This window comes from Acinetobacter sp. YH16040_T (assembly GCF_024605785.1).
GTDB classification, from domain to species: Bacteria; Pseudomonadota; Gammaproteobacteria; order Pseudomonadales; family Moraxellaceae; genus Acinetobacter; species Acinetobacter amyesii.
Genome location: NZ_CP094541.1, coordinates 2,362,634 through 2,378,657, shown reverse-complemented (window position 1 = coordinate 2,378,657; position 16,024 = coordinate 2,362,634). Strand labels below are relative to the sequence as shown.

Genomic DNA, 16,024 nt, shown 5'->3' with positions numbered 1-16,024 from the left:
CGACTACAGGGAGTTGTCAGTGATGTTGGTGTCGTTCAAATCAGCACATCAAGCTATTGGGATTTGTGTGCTTACTCTGTTCGGTCAAAGTGTGTGGTCTGCGATACAGACCACGCCTTATATTGCGATTCATAGCACACCCAAATATGACTCTGTCAAAGTCATGCCTTATGCCAATGCTTCTGCACCCAAAGGTGGATATTTAAGTACTTCATCAAATGGGACATTTGACAATTTAAACAGTATGAATGGTAAGGGCAGTGCGGCTGAGGGGGTAAATTATTTATTTGACTCCCTTATGGATAGCTCTTTAGATGAACCTGGCGTGATGTATCCATTATTAGCTGAGAAGGTAACGTTCGACCCCGATCATACGAATTTTGTCATTTATCACTTAAATCCAAAAGCACGATTTAGTGATGGTTCAGAACTCACTGCTGAAGATGTTAAATTTAGTTTTGATACTTTTCAGACCAAGTCAAACCCAGGTTTACAAATGTATTTGGCAGATTTAGATAAAACCCAAGTGTTATCTAAATATGAAGTCAAAATGACCTTTAAGTCGGGTAATAACGCTGAAATGCCATTAATATTGGCGCAAATGCCGATTTATTCCAAAAAAGATTGGGCAAAAAAAGATTTTACTAAAATTACTATGCAGCCGATTTTAGGTTCTGGCCCGTATTTACTTGATCGAATTGATTCTGGCCGTAGTATTAGTTTTAAGCGCAATCCTAATTATTGGGGACGTGATTTAGTGATTAATCGCGGACGATATAATTTTGATCATTTGAAATATGTCTATTACCGAAATTTAGATGTTGCTTTTGAAGGCTTTAAGTCTGGCCAATATACTTTGCATGAGGAATTTACAGCACGAAAATGGGTGACGGAATATAAGTTTCCGTCCATCACTGTAGGAATGGTGGTGAAGTATCGTGATAAGCATGAAAATCCAATTGCAACTCAAAGTTTTGTATTTAATACGCGTCGATCGCCGTTTAATGATATTCGTTTTCGACAAGCTTTAACCTATGCTTATGATTTTGAATGGCAAAATAAAGCTCTGTTTTATGGTCAATACCAGCGCCTACAAAGCTATTTTTCAAATAGTGAGTTAGAAGCTAAAGGGGTACCCTCAGATGCTGAAATGCAAATTTTAAAACCATTGTTAACGAAATTAACCCCTTTAGAGCGTAAAGGGGTGTTATCCAACTGGAAATATCCCGTTTCGGATGCTAGTGGATTTAATCGAAATAATTTATTGACTGCTCGTCAGCTATTAATAAATGCTGGTTATCGATTTAGAAATGGTCAATTATTAGACCGACATGGTCAAGCCATTCGTATTGAATTTCTCATTCACCAAGATGGCTTACAGCGAACATTAATGCCTTTTGTGCGCAATATGAAACGTTTAGGTGTGACTGTAAACATTCGCCAAGTGGACGTGCCTCAATATATAGAACGGATGCGTTCGAAAGACTTTGATATGACAACAAATGTTATGCCACAGTCGCTCAATCCGGGTAATGAGCAAGCGCAATTTTGGGGAAGTGCATCGGCAGATCAGCCTGGCAATTACAACTATGCTGGCATTAAAAGTCCGATCATTGATGAAGTCATACAACAGGTGATTCGGGCACCAAATCGTGAACAATTGGTGGTGCGTACCAAAGTATTGGATCGATTATTAAGAGCTGGGTATTATCAAATTCCAACCTATGGTAAAGGTGAAAAATGGTTTGCGTATTGGAATATGTATCAACAGCCAAAAGTAAAACCAAAATTATCAACAGGTATTGATTATTGGTGGAGTAATGAAGCGCAATCGAAAAAAGTTGCAAACTATTTGCGCCAACAATAAATACTAATGAATGACAGGGAATGTTAAAGCAACATGGGCACATATATTTTAAAAAGATTGCTCCTGATTATTCCAACATTGTTTTTCATTTTACTGATTAACTTTGTCGTGATTCAGATTGCACCGGGAGGACCTGTTGAACAAGCCATACAGCAAGCTGAGTCCTTTCAAGGTATGGGAAACACAGGTGGTGGTGAAACTGCGACGACAGGCAGTAAATACCAAGGTGCTAAAGGCCTCAGTGAAGAAATGGTGGCAAAAATCGAAGCGCAATATGGTTTCGATAAACCATTATTCGAACGTTTTTGGCTCATGTTAAAGGGCTATGTGACGCTAGATTTTGGTACCAGTTTCTTTAAAGATAAGCCTGTGACCCAGCTACTTTGGGAAAAGCTGCCTGTATCCTTATCCCTTGGCTTATGGAGTACCTTGCTGATCTATATGGTGTCTATTCCATTAGGCATTAAAAAAGCCCGTCAACATGGTCTGTTATTTGATAAAAGTACGTCTATTTTATTGGCTATCGGCTACGCCATTCCTGCTTTTGCCTTTGCCATTTTACTCATTGTCTTTTTTGCAGGTGGTTCATATTTTCAGTGGTTTCCTCTGCAAGGTTTAGTTTCAGAGAATTTCGCTGAGTTAAGTGTATTTGGCAAAATTGCAGATTATTTTTGGCATATGGCGTTGCCTTTGTTTGCTATGGTAATTGGTGGTTTTGCAGGCTTAACTTATCTGACCAAATACTCTTTTATGGAAGAGTTGAATAAGCAATATGTTCTTGCTGCTCGTTCTAAAGGTTTGACCGAATCACGTGTGCTGTATGGGCATGTATTTCGTAATGCAATGCTCATTGTCATTGCTGGTCTGCCAGAAGCATTGATTGGGATCTTCTTTGTGGGAAATCTATTTATTGAAATTATTTTCAATTTAGATGGTCTGGGATTGTTGGGGTTTGAAGCCATCGTACAGCGCGATTATCCAGTCATTTTTGGCACCTTGTTTATTTTTACCTTGATGGGGCTGATCTTAAGATTAATCAGTGATGTCATGTATCAAATGATTGATCCGCGAATTAATTTTGATTCGCAGGGGGCAAAATAATGTCTCCGATCATGCAAGCACGTTTTCAACGTTTTAAAGAAAATAAATTAGGCTTTACATGCTTTATCAGTTTTGCCTTGATTTTTATGTTGTCCCTAGCTGTCGAGTTTATTGCCAATGATAAACCGCTCTTGGTTAAATACGATGATTCTTTATATGTGCCCGTATTGAAAAGTTATCCAGAAACCGCTTTCGGTGGGGTATTTGAAACTGAGGCAGATTATAAAGATCCTGTTGTTCAGCAACTGATAGAAGATAAAGGCTGGGCGGTTTGGCCACTGATTAAATTTTCCTATCAAACACCGAATTTAGAACTGGCTGTGCCCGTACCATCTGCACCAACTGCACAAAATTGGCTCGGTACCGATGACCAAGGGCGTGATGTGCTCGCACGTATTTTATATGGATTACGTGTGTCGCTCCTGTTTGGTTTTGCATTAACTTTTGCTTCAGCCATATTGGGCATCATCGTTGGGGCGATACAGGGCTATTATGGTGGGTGGATAGACCTCATTGGTCAACGGATTTTAGAAGTCTGGGGCGGACTACCGATGCTATTCATGGTGATGATTTTAGTCAGTATGTTTACGCCGAGTGTGTATTGGCTCTTTGTCATTATGCTGTTGTTTGGCTGGCCCACTTTAGTCGGCTTGGTTCGTGCAGAGTTTTTACGGGCTCGTAATTTTGACTATGTACGTGCAGCACGGAGTCTTGGTGTTACAGATAGCACCATTATGTTTCGGCATATCTTACCAAATGCGATGAGTTCCAGTCTTTCACAGCTACCTTTCATGCTTACGGCAAATATTACAGCACTGACAGCCTTGGATTTCTTAGGGTATGGCTTACCGCCTGATGCAGCATCCTTAGGTGAGTTATTGCTTCAAGGGAAAAACAATCTGAATGCACCATGGCTTGCCTTATCGGGATTCTTTACCTTAGCGATTGTGCTGTCTTTATTGATCTACATTGGGGAGGCGACACGTGATGCATTCGATCCTAGACGTCAATAATCATCAAGTGAATGTACCTCCCATCGTGTTAGAGGTGGAACATTTACATATTTCACATGCAGCACAGGTCTTGGTTGAAGACCTGAATTTTAATTTGCATGCAGGTGAAACGATAGCTATTGTTGGAGAAAGCGGTTCAGGTAAATCGATTAGCAGCCTAGCTATACTCGGTTTGTTGCCAAGTGATCTGCAGGTCACAGGCAGCGTCAGCCTGAATGGACAGAATATTCTTGGACTGAGTACTGAGCAGCACCGAAACATTCGTGGACAGAAAATTGCCATGATTTTTCAAGAGCCGATGACAGCTTTAAATCCCTTACACAGGGTTGAAAAGATTGTTGGTGAGTCACTGTTGTTACAGGGTTGGTCGAAGGCAAAAACTCGGCAGCGGGTTGTAGAATTATTAAATGATGTGGGTATTCCGGATGCTGAAGATAAGTTAAGACGATACCCACATGAGTTATCTGGGGGGCAGCGTCAACGTGTCATGATTGCCATGGCATTGGCCTTAGATCCTGATATTTTAATCGCTGATGAGCCAACCACGGCTTTAGATGTCACTTTGCAAGCGCAAATCTTAAATTTATTAAAGTCGCTACAACAGCAGCGTAATATGGCCATGATCTTAATCAGCCATGACCTGAATTTGGTCAAGCGCTATGCAGAACATGTGATTGTGATGAGTCGTGGGCAAGTGGTGGAGCAAGGTGGTGTTCAGGAAATTTTTGAGCAACCGAAGCAGGCGTATACCAAAAATCTGTTAGACCATGATTTTGGAGTAGCGATACAGGTTTCGCAAACTCAAAAACTTTTAGAATTACGCCAGTTAGGAGTGAAGTTCCCAGTTAAAAAAGGCTTATTGAACCGCATCAAAGATTATGTCATTGCGGTAGAAGCTTTGGATTTAACAGTGGCTGAAGGTGAGTCGATCGGTATTGTTGGAGAGAGTGGTTCAGGGAAAAGCTCCCTAGCACTGGCTATTGCTCGGCTCATAGAAAGTGATGGCGAAATTATTTTAAATCAACACGCCATCAATCAACTTTCAGAAAAACAGCTCAGACCTTTACGTCGTGAATTTCAAATCGTCTTTCAAGATCCATTCAGTAGTTTAAATCCACGGCTCAATGTAGAGCAAACCATTGGCGAAGGTCTGGCCTTACAGCATTTATCTGCAAATGAAATTGTACAGCGTATAGATGAAGCTTTGCAGAAAGTCGAATTAGCCAGCTCATTTAAGCAGCGTTATCCACATGAGTTATCCGGTGGGCAACGGCAGAGAGTCGCCTTAGCACGTGCGTTGGTATTACGCCCTAAATTGCTGATACTCGATGAACCCACATCGGCACTAGATCGGACGACACAAAAAGCCATTGTGAAGCTACTACGGCGTTTGCAGCAAGAATTTAATATGAGTTATTTATTTATTAGTCACGATTTACACGTGGTCAAAGCCTTGTGTCAAAAAGTGTTGGTACTGCGTCATGCCAAAGTCATGGAATTTCAAGACACCGCAGATCTATTTGCGCGACCACAAACGGACTATACCCGTAAATTAATTGAAGCCAGCCAATACTAAAATCAAACTTATGGATATTTTGACAAGTGTCATTGTCAAAATATCCTTGACCTTTAGAAAATAATAATTAGAGTAAATACTCAGGACTTATTATTTCATTTTGGACATTGTCATGAGCCATTTAGCTGAAAGCTTTAAAATTCGTAATACCACATTTAAAAATCGCATCATTAAAGGTGCAATGAGCGAAGCATTGGCCAATACCGCAGGCCAACCCAATCACTTACATTTTGGGTTATATGAAGCTTGGGCGAAGGGTGGTTTAGGCTGTGCCATTACGGGTAATGTCATGGTGGATTTTTGTGCTAAAAATGAGCCGGGGGTAGTTGTCGCTGAAACAGAGCGTGATTTAGCACAGTTAACACAGTGGGCTGAGCTAGGCAAGAAGCACGGCATGGTGCAATTGGTTCAACTTTCACATCCTGGCCGCCAATGTCCTAAAGGTTTAAATAAAGAAACGGTTGCACCATCTGCTGTGCCATTTAGTCCAATGTTAGCTACAACGTTTGGAACACCGCGCGAACTTCGTGAAGATGAAATTTTAGATATCATTCAGCGTTTTGCACGTGCCGCACACATTTGTGAAAAGGCAGGCTTCGAAGGCGTGCAATTGCATGGTGCGCATGGTTATTTAATTAGTCAGTTCTTGTCGCCACTGACCAATAAACGTCAAGATCAGTGGGGCGGTTCAAATGAAAACCGCATGCGTTTTTTGCTTGAAATCTATAAGGCAGTTCGTGCAGCGACGACAGATGATTTTATTATTTCGGTCAAACTCAACTCTGCTGATTTCCAACGTGGCGGAATTAGCGAAAAAGATGTGATTGAGGTCTTTAAGGCAATCGATTCCGCAGGGATTGATATGATTGAAATCTCGGGCGGTTCCTATGAAGCGCCAGCGATGGCGGGCGCTAAAGAAGAAAAACGTAAAGCCAGTACCATTGCTCGTGAAGCTTATTTCCTCGATTTTGCGGACAATATCCGTAAAGAAGTGAAATGCGCGTTAATGGTTACCGGCGGGTTTAGAACCGTGCAAGGCATGAATGCTGCACTAGACAGTGGAGCTTGTGATTTTATTGGTATTGCACGTCCATTCGCAGTTGAAGTCGATTTGGCTGATCGTTTATTGACGGGGCAGGATGTTCGTTACGGCGTAGACAAAATTAAAACTGGCATACCGATGATTGATAAAATGGCGATTATGGAAATTATTTGGTATGCCGCTCAGTTTAAATCGATTGGTGAAGGCAAACAGCCAAATCCTAAACTTTCACCCTTAAAAGTGTTTTTTAAATATCTCAAAGGCAATTTAACCGCGGTCATTAAAGGGCAAGTCAATTCACGTAAGTCGGCTTAATTAATCATTGAATTTTTAGAATCAGGGCAACCGACATATATTCATGTTATGGTTGCCTTCATTCATATCAATATTGCTTACAATAAAAATGTCTAAAATTTTAATATTAACGGTCATTCTTTCGGGGCTCAGTCCTGCCCTCTATGCTCAGTCTACATTTCAGACGGGAGATATTATTTTTCATATCTCAAAGTCACAGCAAAGTTTAAGCATTCAAAAGGCCACACATTCGCCCTATAGTCACATGGGCATGATCGTAAATAAAAATAACCAAACGTGGGTGCTTGAAGCCATTCAACCTGTGCAATACACCACTTTAAATCAATGGATCGCGCGTGGGGAAAATGCTCACTATGTGGTGAAAAGGCTCAAACAACCCTTAAATGTGCGGCAGAAAACGAAGCTGGTGCAAAATGCAGAAAAGTACTTGGGCAAACCCTATGATATTTATTTTGAATGGGATGACCGTGCAATTTACTGTTCTGAAATTGTTTGGAAAGCTTATCAGCATGCTTTAGGAATCGAACTTTCGCCGTTACAACAACTTAAACAATTTGATTTAAAACAAAATGAAGTGCAGCGTCTAATGCGGCAGCGCTATGGTCAAAATATTCCGCTAAATGAGCAGGTGATTGCCCTAAGGCCATTTATGATTCAAAACTTTTAAAAGAAATATTTAGAAATTAAGGCAATAAAAAAGCCCAATTCGAAATGCTTGGGCTTCTCAATGAGTGGTTGAAACCGACTCGAATATGGCGTCCCTACGGGGATTCGAACCCCGGTTACCGCCGTGAAAGGGCGATGTCCTAGGCCTCTAGACGATAGGGACAGTACAGAAAGCAAATTTTAAAACCGTTCATTTCAGTCTAAGTTTTTAGACTAAATATGGCGTCCCTACGGGGATTCGAACCCCGGTTACCGCCGTGAAAGGGCGATGTCCTAGGCCTCTAGACGATAGGGACTTAATAAAATGTACTTCTGAAAAATTGGCGTCCCTACGGGGATTCGAACCCCGGTTACCGCCGTGAAAGGGCGATGTCCTAGGCCTCTAGACGATAGGGACGTTTCAGAGGTGGGCGTATATTAGGGTGAAAATCGGGGGGTGTCAAACGCTTTTCTATAAATAAATTCAGTTTTTGATGTTGAGTGCATAAAATTAAAACAATTTGCTAAAAATGTTTGAAAAATACATTATTTATGTCGATTTTTTCAACACTTGTAAGATTGTAGCAATAACTTCTGGATGTGTTAAATATCCTGCAATATCGTGTGGGTGTTCAATCGATGTCTGAATTTGCTGGTTAATAATGGCGGGTTGAAAATCAAATGGTGCCTGACTCAGCGGAAAAGCGCTGAGAAAATCATCATGTGAATAAAAGTTTAACCAATCGCCTGAAATTGCATCAGGTCGCTGTAAAGGCTGAGGTAAGTGGGCTTGGATGACACGAAAAGCCAAAGGTGAGCCCAAGGTGATAAAGCGTTGTATGTTGAGTTCAGGATGTAACAGTAAAAAATGATACGCAATCACGCTACCTAATGAATGTGCAATCAATAGGGTAGGTTTCTTTTGATGTAATTGCTCATGCAGCCGAGTGTGAACTGCCTGAATAAAGTGTGGATTGGATAAATAGAGATAAGTTTCGACCAAAAATTTATGCAAAAGTGTGGCATGTAATTTTGGGAAATAATTCATTAAAACTGCAAAATCGCGTAGGGCAAGATCTTTGCCGAGTGCGGTGATCGATTTGAATGATTGACTTAATCCAATAGCATCATTGAGGGTGATGTCAGGTAGATTGTTTTGTGCGGCATGATGCTCAAGTACTTTTGGTGATTTTTCTGGGAGTTCAGTGCGATGGATAAACGGAAAATGTGGCCACGTTTGAGGTGTCAAGGTGCTGGCTTGAAGCATATTCTGCAAATGATAACGCGTGAGTAAGTCTCCATAAAAAGGCATGCGCATATGGTGCTGTATATACGATAAAAAAGTCTCTTGATGGCTTTGCTTTAAGCCTTGAGACAACAGTGCAAGCCAATGCTGTTCGAGCGAACGTGCAGTTTGTTGCTGTTGATTCATGCCATGGATAAAGATGATCTGCATATTGCACCTCATCGACGGACCAGTTTTTATTCTACTTTTATTAAAATATAGCCATAAAAAAAGAGCAACCGAAGTTACTCTTTTATCGTGTTTGGCATGACAACGCAGATCAATTTTTGTTGTGATACAACGTGTAGTAGCTGATATAACACGCCACAATGAAGATCATACAGCAGATAAAGCCAGTTAACATTTCTGGGTCAAATACCATACTAATACAGGTAATAAGACAGAATACAAAACCGAGTATCGGCACAATTGGGAAGAGTGGTGCAGCAAAAGCTAAATCTTTTGCAGTTTTACCTTCTTTATACCACTGACGGCGGAAGTTGAATTGGCTTAAACAAATACTCATCCATACCACCACCATGGTAAATGCCGCGACACCTAACAAGTTTTTGAAGATGGTTTCTGGAGCGAATTGTTCAGACAGTAAGCCCGGCATACCACCGATCATGGTCACAATTACTGCAACATAAGGAATACCGCGCGAGTTCACTTTAGAGAACACTGCAGGTAATTGCTTACTATAGGACAATGACCACATCATTCGAGATGCAGCAAATAAACCTGAGTTTGCAGCAGAAAGTAGGGCTGTGATAATCACAAAGCGGATGATGTCTTCTGCATAAGGAATACCAATGTGCTGGAATACCGTTACGAAAGGTGAACTACTTACACCTTCGGCAGATAAGCCGGCTTCTTGGTGTGGCAATAATGCAGTAATAACAACAATAGTACCCACAAAGAAAATCAATAAGCGGAAAATCGCCGTGTTAATGGCTTTAGGCACATTTTTCGCTGGATCTTTGGTTTCACCCGCAGCAACACCAATCAGCTCAGTACCAGAGAATGCGAAGTTAACAATCAACATTGTAGCGAATATTGGGAACAAGCCTTCAGGGAACCATCCTTGTGCAGTGAGGTTGCTAAACAGCGGTGCAGCTTCATAGCCTCGATAGCCTAAAACACCAAAAATGGCCAATAGACCCAAAATAATAAAGGCAACAACGGTAATCACTTTGACTAAGGCTAGCCAAAATTCAGATTCAGCAAACCATTTGGTTGAAATCATATTCAAGCAGAATACAAAAGCACCAAAGATTAGGGTCCACATCCACATAGAGCTGTCTGGGAACCATTCCTGCATTAAAAGTGCAGCAGCAGTAAATTCAGTTCCTAGCGTTACTGACCATGTCAGCCAATACAGCCAAGTGATGGTATAACCCGTACCCGGTCCGATATAGCGTTTAGCATAAGCGCCAAATGAACCAGATTCAGGCATATGTACAGCGAGCTCGCCTAAGCAAAGCATCACCATATAGGCGATAATACCGCCTAAAAAATACGAAATAATGGCACCTACAGGCCCCGTTTGTGCAATGACTTCACCCGAACCAAGAAATAAACCAGTACCGATTGCGCCGCCAAGCGAAATCATCACCAGATGTCGAGTACTCATAGCGCGTTTTAACGGCGCAGAATTGCCCTGATGCGAAGCATCATTCGGAGAATGAGATGACTGCATAGAGAAAAAGGAGAATCAAATAATGAAGCGAGTAATTGTAGAGAAGAATGCAATGATGATGCAATCAATTAATATAAATTATAGATAAATAAACTTTAAGTTTGTCTCAGAGCTGACAGAAGAATTGGCGTCCCTACGGGGATTCGAACCCCGGTTACCGCCGTGAAAGGGCGATGTCCTAGGCCTCTAGACGATAGGGACGTTTTGAGGTGGGTGTATAGTACATAGCCCATCTATATTTGTCAAAATAGAGTTTCATTGTTATATTCTAAATGTATATAAATAAAACAAAAACAGAATTTTTTTAATGAAAAATAATTTTAATGAGTTTATTTCTGGAATTTTATTTGAAATCAATCAATTTAATGTGGGCAAAGTCCATGAAAGATTCTATATAGTTTTATTGAATTATTTGCATTGGTTTGAAATTTATACAAATAATTTTTCTTCGTATATTAGTAAATCAGAGTTTGAAAGAATTATTGATGAACTTTTATTTAGGGATTTAGATGGGGAAAGTAGAATTACGTACAATCACCTTAAATCTTTAGATGATTCTCATTATTTTTTAGATATCCAGAGCTTTTTTAAATTATATTTAATCTTAAAGGTTCGAAGATATCAGTTGTCTAGTGATGATGTAGAACTTGAAAAATTAGAAAAAAAATTGGATGTATGTTTTGAGCCAATGTTGTGGAGTAAAGACAAACAAGATTTATTGGTTATTAATCGTGATTTTCCTGAATTTAAAAAACAGATGAATTCAAGTCGGGTGCTTTTGCCACTTTCATTAATAGTTTTTAACTTTACTTTTGTATCATTAATATCTAATACAAGTTTGAGAGTATCTATCCAAATATTTCTAGCAATAGTAGCTGCGTGTCTTTTAGCTAATGTTTCTAAAGGGGCAAAATCCGAAAAGGACTCATTAGAGTTGAAAGTATGGGATTATATCTTGGTGTTGAGCGAGGATAAAAACTCATTGACGAAAAGCAGTTGAACTATTTCTTTAAATTATAATTTGTACAGTGGTTTTTGTGGATTAAACTGCTCCCACAAATCATTTTTGAATTTATATGGAAACCCTAATTTTTCTCTCATAGGGAAGAGAAATAGTTTCATAAAAAAAGGTGGCTAATGAGCCACCTTAACTATTTTATTTATCGTGATATAACCAATAATAACCTGCATAACACGCCGCCATAAAGATCAGACAGCCAATAAAGCCTGAAAGCATTTCAGGATCTGCAGCCATACTTAAACCTGTTGCGGTACAGCAGACAAAGCCAAGAATTGGAACCAGCGGGAACCATGGTGTACGGAATTTAAGTTCTGACACGCTATGACCTTGTTTCAGCCATTGGCGACGGAAGTTAAATTGACTCCAGCAAATACTCATCCACACGATCACCATGGTGAAGGCAGCAACCCCCATCAAGTTCTTGAAGATGACATCTGCGCCAAATTGTTCTGACAATAGACCTGGTAAACCACCGATCATAGTGACCAATACAGCAATATAAGGCACACCAGTTTTGCTTAATTTGCCGAAAGCACTTGGTAATTGTTTTTGTGCAGACAGTGCCCACATCATACGCGATGCAGCATATAAACCAGAGTTAGCTGTAGACAGTAAAGCCGTAATAATGACGAAACGAATTAAGTCTTCTGCATAGGGAATGCCCATCAGGTTAAATACGGAAACGAATGGACTACTACTTAATCCGCCATGTCCACCAACATTTAAACCTGCATCGGTATAGGTCAACAGGGAACTGATGACGATAATAGTGCCGACAAAGAAAATGATTAAGCGCCATACCGCAGCATGAATGGCTTTAGGCACATTCTTTTCAGGGTTTTCAGTTTCACCTGCAGCGATACCAATCATCTCCGTACCATTAAAGGCAAAGTTCACGATCAATAGCGTGGCAAACAGTGGGAACAAACCATTTGGCAGCCAACCATGTTCAGTCAAATTGTGGAACATTGGAGCTGATTCATAGCCTTGGAAAGGCACGAAACCAAAGATGCAGGCAAAACCAAGGATGATGAAAATCAACACTGTTGCAACTTTCACCATGGATAACCAAAATTCTGACTCTGCGAATGCACGTGTAGAGCTTAAATTAGAGATCAGTACGCCAGCTGCAAAGATCAGTGTCCATAGCCAAATAGAGGTTTGTGGAAACCACTCCTGCATCAAAATAGCCGCCGCAGTAAATTCTGTACCTAAGGTGGCAGACCAGCCCAACCAGTACATCCAAGACACCATATAGCCGGTACCCGGGCCAATATAATTTGTCGCAAAAGCACCAAAAGAACCAGAAACAGGTAGATGTACGGCAAGTTCACCCAAACAAAGCATGACCATGTAGGCAATCAAACCGCCAATAATATAGGCAAGAACAGCGCCTAAAGGCCCAGCTTGTGAAATAACTTCACCTGAACCCATAAACAAACCAGTACCAATTGCACCACCAAGTGAGAGCATCACAAGGTGTCGAGTCGTCATCGCACGTTTAAGCGATGGACTTTTACCTTCAGCAGACGAGTGTTGCGAAGGTTCAGAGGGAGATTGCATAGTGAAATGAAAATTGAACGAAAGGTATATTTTATGATTGAATGCAGTGAAATGATTGATAAATCGAATTTTTCTTATAATGTGATAATGCTGATCTAAAATTTGAATCTTTAGCGCTGACCATTGGATTAATGGTCAGGAGTTTGATACTCAGCTTCAGAAGTTGCAGGTACTTGAGTTTGTTCAGCTACAGGGGCTTTGTTGTCATCGCGGCTCACAATATACAGATAGAGTGCAGATGGAAATAAGATGGCTAAAACCAAGAGCAACTTTTTAAACATAGGGTGTTCTTACATCAAAATAGATCAAGCTGAAGTATAAACAAAACCAGTCAGGCTGTAATTAATTAAAGTTTACGGTTTTTCTGTTCTAGATTGGACAGGATGACTTGGTAAATGTCAGGGTAGTGTTGTTTAAAGTTCCGTTGTTGCATGATCGTGATGGTTGATGCATTTGGCTCGACACCCAGTTTTAAAATTTTTTGGGTTAAAGCGAGTTGAGGGGAGCGACCATCAAAATGTGTATTTAGTAAGTTACCATCGGTATATTTTACTGTGAGTCCGATATTCAGGAGATAATCAAAAACATCAGGCAAACCAAAACCGGCAGCTTTGTAGAGTAAATTATATGTTTCTGCACGATAGCCACGGCCGTATGTTTGATGTGTTTTTAATAATCCTAATGCATTATAAAATTCTAACTTGGCAATAATTTCTTGTTCATTAATAGAACCATCGCCATTTTTTAAAGTCCTATCGATGGTATTAAAAGTGACATCGTTTGAACTAGGTTTGCAATCAGCAGCAATCAGTCGCTTTATATCTTGAAGTGGAAGTACAAGATGCGCTGTGTCACACATTTTTTTAACTTCTTTATTTTTCATTTTACTGTTTTGAATATTTTTATTTTCAAATTCCTGCACTATGGCTGACCAACCATATATGTTTATAAATTTATAATAGATCTCTTTCATAAATCAAAAAACGATCTTCTTTTTGGTTAATATTTGCACTCCGGATTTCTTAGCATTCGTGCATAATCTGCGGATGAAATACAACGATTCAAACAAGCTTTCTGATCCTCAGTTCAAGCGATACACAGGCATCTCATGGTCAACTTTCTATTTGATGGTTGAGCAATTGAAGAAACATGTCCCTGCCAAAGGCAGACCGCCCAAGTTAAGCCTGGAAGACCAGGTTCTGCTCTGTCTAAGCTATTGGCGGGAATACCGAACCTTATTTCACGTTGCGACGAGCTACGGGGTTTCAGAGCCCACAGCCTCAAGAATTGTCCGTCATGTTGAAGACTGCCTGATTCGGTCCAATCTCTTTAATTTACCCAAAGATTTACCCGAGGGCGAAGGCATCGATTGGAATGTTGTGATCGTGGATGCCACAGAAATTCCAATCCAAAGGCCTAAAAAAACAGAAGAAAAGCTATAGCGGCAAGAAAAAGACCCACACTTTCAAAGTACAGGCCATCATTCATTATCAAACTCAAAAAATCCTGAGTTTATGTACGAGTCGTGGTGCCGTACATGATTTCGAACTCTTCAAACGTAACTTGAATCAGATTCCTGCAGGTGCATTTATCCTTGCGGATAAGGGTTATCAGGGAATTTATACAGTGTATCCAAATAGCTTGTTGCCATTAAAAGCAAAGAAGCGCTGTAAACTGGATTCCGAACTAAAAATCTATAATCAGGAAATCAATAAAAGAAGAATTGGAATTGAGCATGTATTTGGCAGTTTGAAAACCTTCAAAATTCTTGCTGAGCGATATCGCAATCGAGGCAAAAGACTAGCATTAAGATTCAATCTAATTGCTGGAATTTATAACTTGGAGCTGAGTGAAAAATGACTTATGAAAGAAATCTAATAACGAGATGCATCATTTGTCATCCCTTTGATCTCTTTAAAGTCTTGAATGTTTTTCACTGATGGTGCATTGGTAGCGTGATTTTGTGGCACTGGAGCATTTGCAAAGCAATGCATACTCATTAGCAGGCAGCTGGTAATAACGATGTTTTTCATGGTTTACGTGCTTTTAATAAATTGTAAACATCAGGATGTTTGGTGGAAAAGTCATTCTGTTCTATTTGTTTATATACGCTACTATTGGGCTCGATTCCTGCATTCAGTAGTTTTTGAACCAAACTCACAGAAGGGTTACGGCCTTTGATATTGTCTAAAATTAAATTACCATCCACGCCCGTGTAATCGACACCAATACTCAGCAAATAATCAGAAACGACTTCAAGTCCCCATCCAATTGCTTGGACTTGCAAAGAGCTTTTTTCTTCATATGGGCCTAATTTATAAGTGATGTGTGTTTGTAAAACATTTTCAGACTTGTAGAGTTTTAATTTTTCAATGATTTCGTTTTGATCTATTTTGCCTTCTGCATTGGTTAATGCGCAATTAATAATCATAGAGGATGAACGGCCATTGAGTGGTTTGCAATTTGCTTTAAATAAGCGTTTGGTTTGATCGGCAGTACTTAGACTCAGTGCAATTTCGCAAAGTTTTTCTTTTTCCCCTTTAGGCATTTTACTTTTTAGAATGGTTCCATTTTCAAAATCACGAACGATTGACTCCCAACCGTATTTGGTTGCTGTTCGATAATACTGTATTGCTTCTTCGCTCAATTTTTTTGGTTTTTTCGCTTGTATTTGAGTGTCACGATCGTTGGTTTTGGGAATAAAAGATTCTTGGTCATCATTCAATGCTGTTTGATTTGTCTGATTGGCATCGTGCTCAACAGTATTTGAAGGATTTGTCGGTAGGCTGGCTTCGGGTCTAAAAATGTAGATGAAGATACCGAGACATAGTATGCACAGGCCAAAGAGTAAGATTATTTTTTTCATGTTTTAGTCTATTTTAAAATGAATCAAGAGC

General features: G+C 40.0%; 16 protein-coding genes and 4 tRNA genes. 9 read left to right on the top strand and 11 right to left on the bottom strand.

What is annotated here, in order from left to right; genetic code table 11:
- The first annotated feature begins 22 nt into the window (after nt 1-22).
- The 6 genes from MST16_RS11730 to MST16_RS11705 all read left to right on the top strand — a co-directional run bounded on the left by MST16_RS11730 (nt 23) and on the right by MST16_RS11705 (nt 7,581).
- On the top strand, nt 23-1,867 hold the full coding sequence (locus MST16_RS11730) for an extracellular solute-binding protein (RefSeq protein WP_180012019.1): 1,845 nt from the start codon (nt 23-25) through the stop codon (nt 1,865-1,867).
- 33 nt (nt 1,868-1,900) lie between these two features.
- The gene (locus MST16_RS11725; protein WP_078192926.1) at nt 1,901-2,968 is read left to right on the top strand and encodes a microcin C ABC transporter permease YejB; all 1,068 of its coding nucleotides are present in this window, start codon (nt 1,901-1,903) and stop codon (nt 2,966-2,968) included.
- A complete protein-coding gene (locus tag MST16_RS11720; RefSeq protein ID WP_180012004.1) occupies nt 2,968-3,981 on the top strand; it encodes an ABC transporter permease in 1,014 nt (337 codons plus the stop codon). Before MST16_RS11725 ends, MST16_RS11720 begins: the two co-directional genes overlap by 1 nt.
- Nucleotides 3,956-5,557 (top strand): ABC transporter ATP-binding protein, encoded by a 1,602-nt coding sequence (locus MST16_RS11715; protein WP_180092562.1) that lies wholly within the window; start codon nt 3,956-3,958, stop codon nt 5,555-5,557. Before MST16_RS11720 ends, MST16_RS11715 begins: the two co-directional genes overlap by 26 nt.
- A 112-nt stretch (nt 5,558-5,669) precedes the next feature.
- On the top strand, nt 5,670-6,914 hold the full coding sequence (locus MST16_RS11710; RefSeq protein WP_180012006.1) for an NADH:flavin oxidoreductase/NADH oxidase family protein: 1,245 nt from the start codon (nt 5,670-5,672) through the stop codon (nt 6,912-6,914).
- A gap of 88 nt (nt 6,915-7,002) precedes the next feature.
- Nucleotides 7,003-7,581 carry a YiiX family permuted papain-like enzyme gene (locus MST16_RS11705; RefSeq protein WP_180012007.1) on the top strand — a complete coding sequence of 193 codons (579 nt, stop codon included), beginning with the start codon at nt 7,003-7,005 and terminating at the stop codon, nt 7,579-7,581.
- An 86-nt stretch (nt 7,582-7,667) separates the two neighbouring features.
- Here MST16_RS11705 and MST16_RS11700 read toward each other — a convergent pair.
- From MST16_RS11700 to MST16_RS11675, 6 genes are all read right to left on the bottom strand, one after another.
- Nucleotides 7,668-7,743 (bottom strand) — tRNA-Glu (locus MST16_RS11700).
- Nucleotides 7,744-7,800: 57 nt separating this feature from the next.
- Nucleotides 7,801-7,876, bottom strand: a tRNA-Glu gene (locus MST16_RS11695).
- Nucleotides 7,877-7,901: 25 nt separating this feature from the next.
- A tRNA-Glu gene (locus tag MST16_RS11690) sits at nt 7,902-7,977 on the bottom strand.
- Nucleotides 7,978-8,109: 132 nt separating this feature from the next.
- Complete coding sequence (locus MST16_RS11685) at nt 8,110-9,015, bottom strand: alpha/beta fold hydrolase (RefSeq protein ID WP_180012009.1); 906 nt, start codon at nt 9,013-9,015, stop codon at nt 8,110-8,112.
- A gap of 109 nt (nt 9,016-9,124) precedes the next feature.
- Nucleotides 9,125-10,543, bottom strand: a complete 1,419-nt coding sequence (locus MST16_RS11680; protein ID WP_180012011.1) for an amino acid permease — start codon at nt 10,541-10,543, stop codon at nt 9,125-9,127.
- Between the two features lie 125 nt (nt 10,544-10,668).
- A tRNA-Glu gene (locus tag MST16_RS11675) sits at nt 10,669-10,744 on the bottom strand.
- Nucleotides 10,745-10,850: 106 nt separating this feature from the next.
- Here MST16_RS11675 and MST16_RS11670 point away from each other — a divergent pair.
- Complete coding sequence (locus MST16_RS11670) at nt 10,851-11,543, top strand: hypothetical protein (protein ID WP_180012013.1); 693 nt, start codon at nt 10,851-10,853, stop codon at nt 11,541-11,543.
- A 156-nt stretch (nt 11,544-11,699) separates the two neighbouring features.
- Here the strand turns inward: MST16_RS11670 and MST16_RS11665 are convergent, their stop codons facing one another.
- From MST16_RS11665 to MST16_RS11655, 3 genes are all read right to left on the bottom strand, one after another.
- Entirely contained in the window at nt 11,700-13,127 is a 1,428-nt protein-coding gene (locus tag MST16_RS11665) for an amino acid permease (protein ID WP_180012015.1), read from the bottom strand.
- 128 nt (nt 13,128-13,255) lie between these two features.
- Nucleotides 13,256-13,408 carry a hypothetical protein gene (locus tag MST16_RS11660; protein WP_168379378.1) on the bottom strand — a complete coding sequence of 51 codons (153 nt, stop codon included), beginning with the start codon at nt 13,406-13,408 and terminating at the stop codon, nt 13,256-13,258.
- Nucleotides 13,409-13,473: 65 nt separating this feature from the next.
- Nucleotides 13,474-14,100 carry a hypothetical protein gene (locus MST16_RS11655; RefSeq protein ID WP_218956376.1) on the bottom strand — a complete coding sequence of 209 codons (627 nt, stop codon included), beginning with the start codon at nt 14,098-14,100 and terminating at the stop codon, nt 13,474-13,476.
- Nucleotides 14,101-14,173: 73 nt separating this feature from the next.
- On the opposite strand from MST16_RS11655, the gene MST16_RS11650 reads away from it, so the two are divergent.
- Nucleotides 14,174-14,569, top strand: coding sequence for a transposase family protein (locus tag MST16_RS11650; protein WP_257245645.1), 396 nt, complete (start codon nt 14,174-14,176; stop codon nt 14,567-14,569).
- Nucleotides 14,517-14,987, top strand: a complete 471-nt coding sequence (locus MST16_RS11645) for an IS5/IS1182 family transposase (protein WP_039254797.1) — start codon at nt 14,517-14,519, stop codon at nt 14,985-14,987. The genes MST16_RS11650 and MST16_RS11645 overlap by 53 nt, the downstream gene beginning before the upstream one ends.
- 14 nt (nt 14,988-15,001) lie before the next feature.
- Here the strand turns inward: MST16_RS11645 and MST16_RS11640 are convergent, their stop codons facing one another.
- Complete coding sequence (locus MST16_RS11640) at nt 15,002-15,160, bottom strand: hypothetical protein (protein WP_180010909.1); 159 nt, start codon at nt 15,158-15,160, stop codon at nt 15,002-15,004.
- Nucleotides 15,157-15,993, bottom strand: coding sequence for a hypothetical protein (locus MST16_RS11635; protein ID WP_180010907.1), 837 nt, complete (start codon nt 15,991-15,993; stop codon nt 15,157-15,159). Before MST16_RS11635 ends, MST16_RS11640 begins: the two co-directional genes overlap by 4 nt.
- Nucleotides 15,994-16,024: the final 31 nt, after the last annotated feature.

Bases quoted from the DNA above. Each gene is read 5' to 3' on its own strand.
- MST16_RS11655 (WP_218956376.1), bottom strand. From the start codon at position 14,100: ATGAAAGAGATCTATTATAAATTTATAAACATATATGGTTGGTCAGCC.
- MST16_RS11635 (WP_180010907.1), bottom strand. From the start codon at position 15,993: ATGAAAAAAATAATCTTACTCTTTGGCCTGTGCATACTATGTCTCGGT.
- MST16_RS11685 (WP_180012009.1), bottom strand. From the start codon at position 9,015: ATGCAGATCATCTTTATCCATGGCATGAATCAACAGCAACAAACTGCA.
- MST16_RS11665 (WP_180012015.1), bottom strand. From the start codon at position 13,127: ATGCAATCTCCCTCTGAACCTTCGCAACACTCGTCTGCTGAAGGTAAA.
- MST16_RS11645 (WP_039254797.1), top strand. From the start codon at position 14,517: ATGCCACAGAAATTCCAATCCAAAGGCCTAAAAAAACAGAAGAAAAGC.
- MST16_RS11720 (WP_180012004.1), top strand. From the start codon at position 2,968: ATGTCTCCGATCATGCAAGCACGTTTTCAACGTTTTAAAGAAAATAAA.
- MST16_RS11710 (WP_180012006.1), top strand. From the start codon at position 5,670: ATGAGCCATTTAGCTGAAAGCTTTAAAATTCGTAATACCACATTTAAA.
- MST16_RS11715 (WP_180092562.1), top strand. From the start codon at position 3,956: ATGCATTCGATCCTAGACGTCAATAATCATCAAGTGAATGTACCTCCC.
- MST16_RS11725 (WP_078192926.1), top strand. From the start codon at position 1,901: ATGGGCACATATATTTTAAAAAGATTGCTCCTGATTATTCCAACATTG.
- MST16_RS11730 (WP_180012019.1), top strand. From the start codon at position 23: ATGTTGGTGTCGTTCAAATCAGCACATCAAGCTATTGGGATTTGTGTG.
- MST16_RS11670 (WP_180012013.1), top strand. From the start codon at position 10,851: ATGAAAAATAATTTTAATGAGTTTATTTCTGGAATTTTATTTGAAATC.
- MST16_RS11660 (WP_168379378.1), bottom strand. From the start codon at position 13,408: ATGTTTAAAAAGTTGCTCTTGGTTTTAGCCATCTTATTTCCATCTGCA.
- MST16_RS11705 (WP_180012007.1), top strand. From the start codon at position 7,003: ATGTCTAAAATTTTAATATTAACGGTCATTCTTTCGGGGCTCAGTCCT.
- MST16_RS11640 (WP_180010909.1), bottom strand. From the start codon at position 15,160: ATGAAAAACATCGTTATTACCAGCTGCCTGCTAATGAGTATGCATTGC.
- MST16_RS11650 (WP_257245645.1), top strand. From the start codon at position 14,174: ATGAAATACAACGATTCAAACAAGCTTTCTGATCCTCAGTTCAAGCGA.
- MST16_RS11680 (WP_180012011.1), bottom strand. From the start codon at position 10,543: ATGCAGTCATCTCATTCTCCGAATGATGCTTCGCATCAGGGCAATTCT.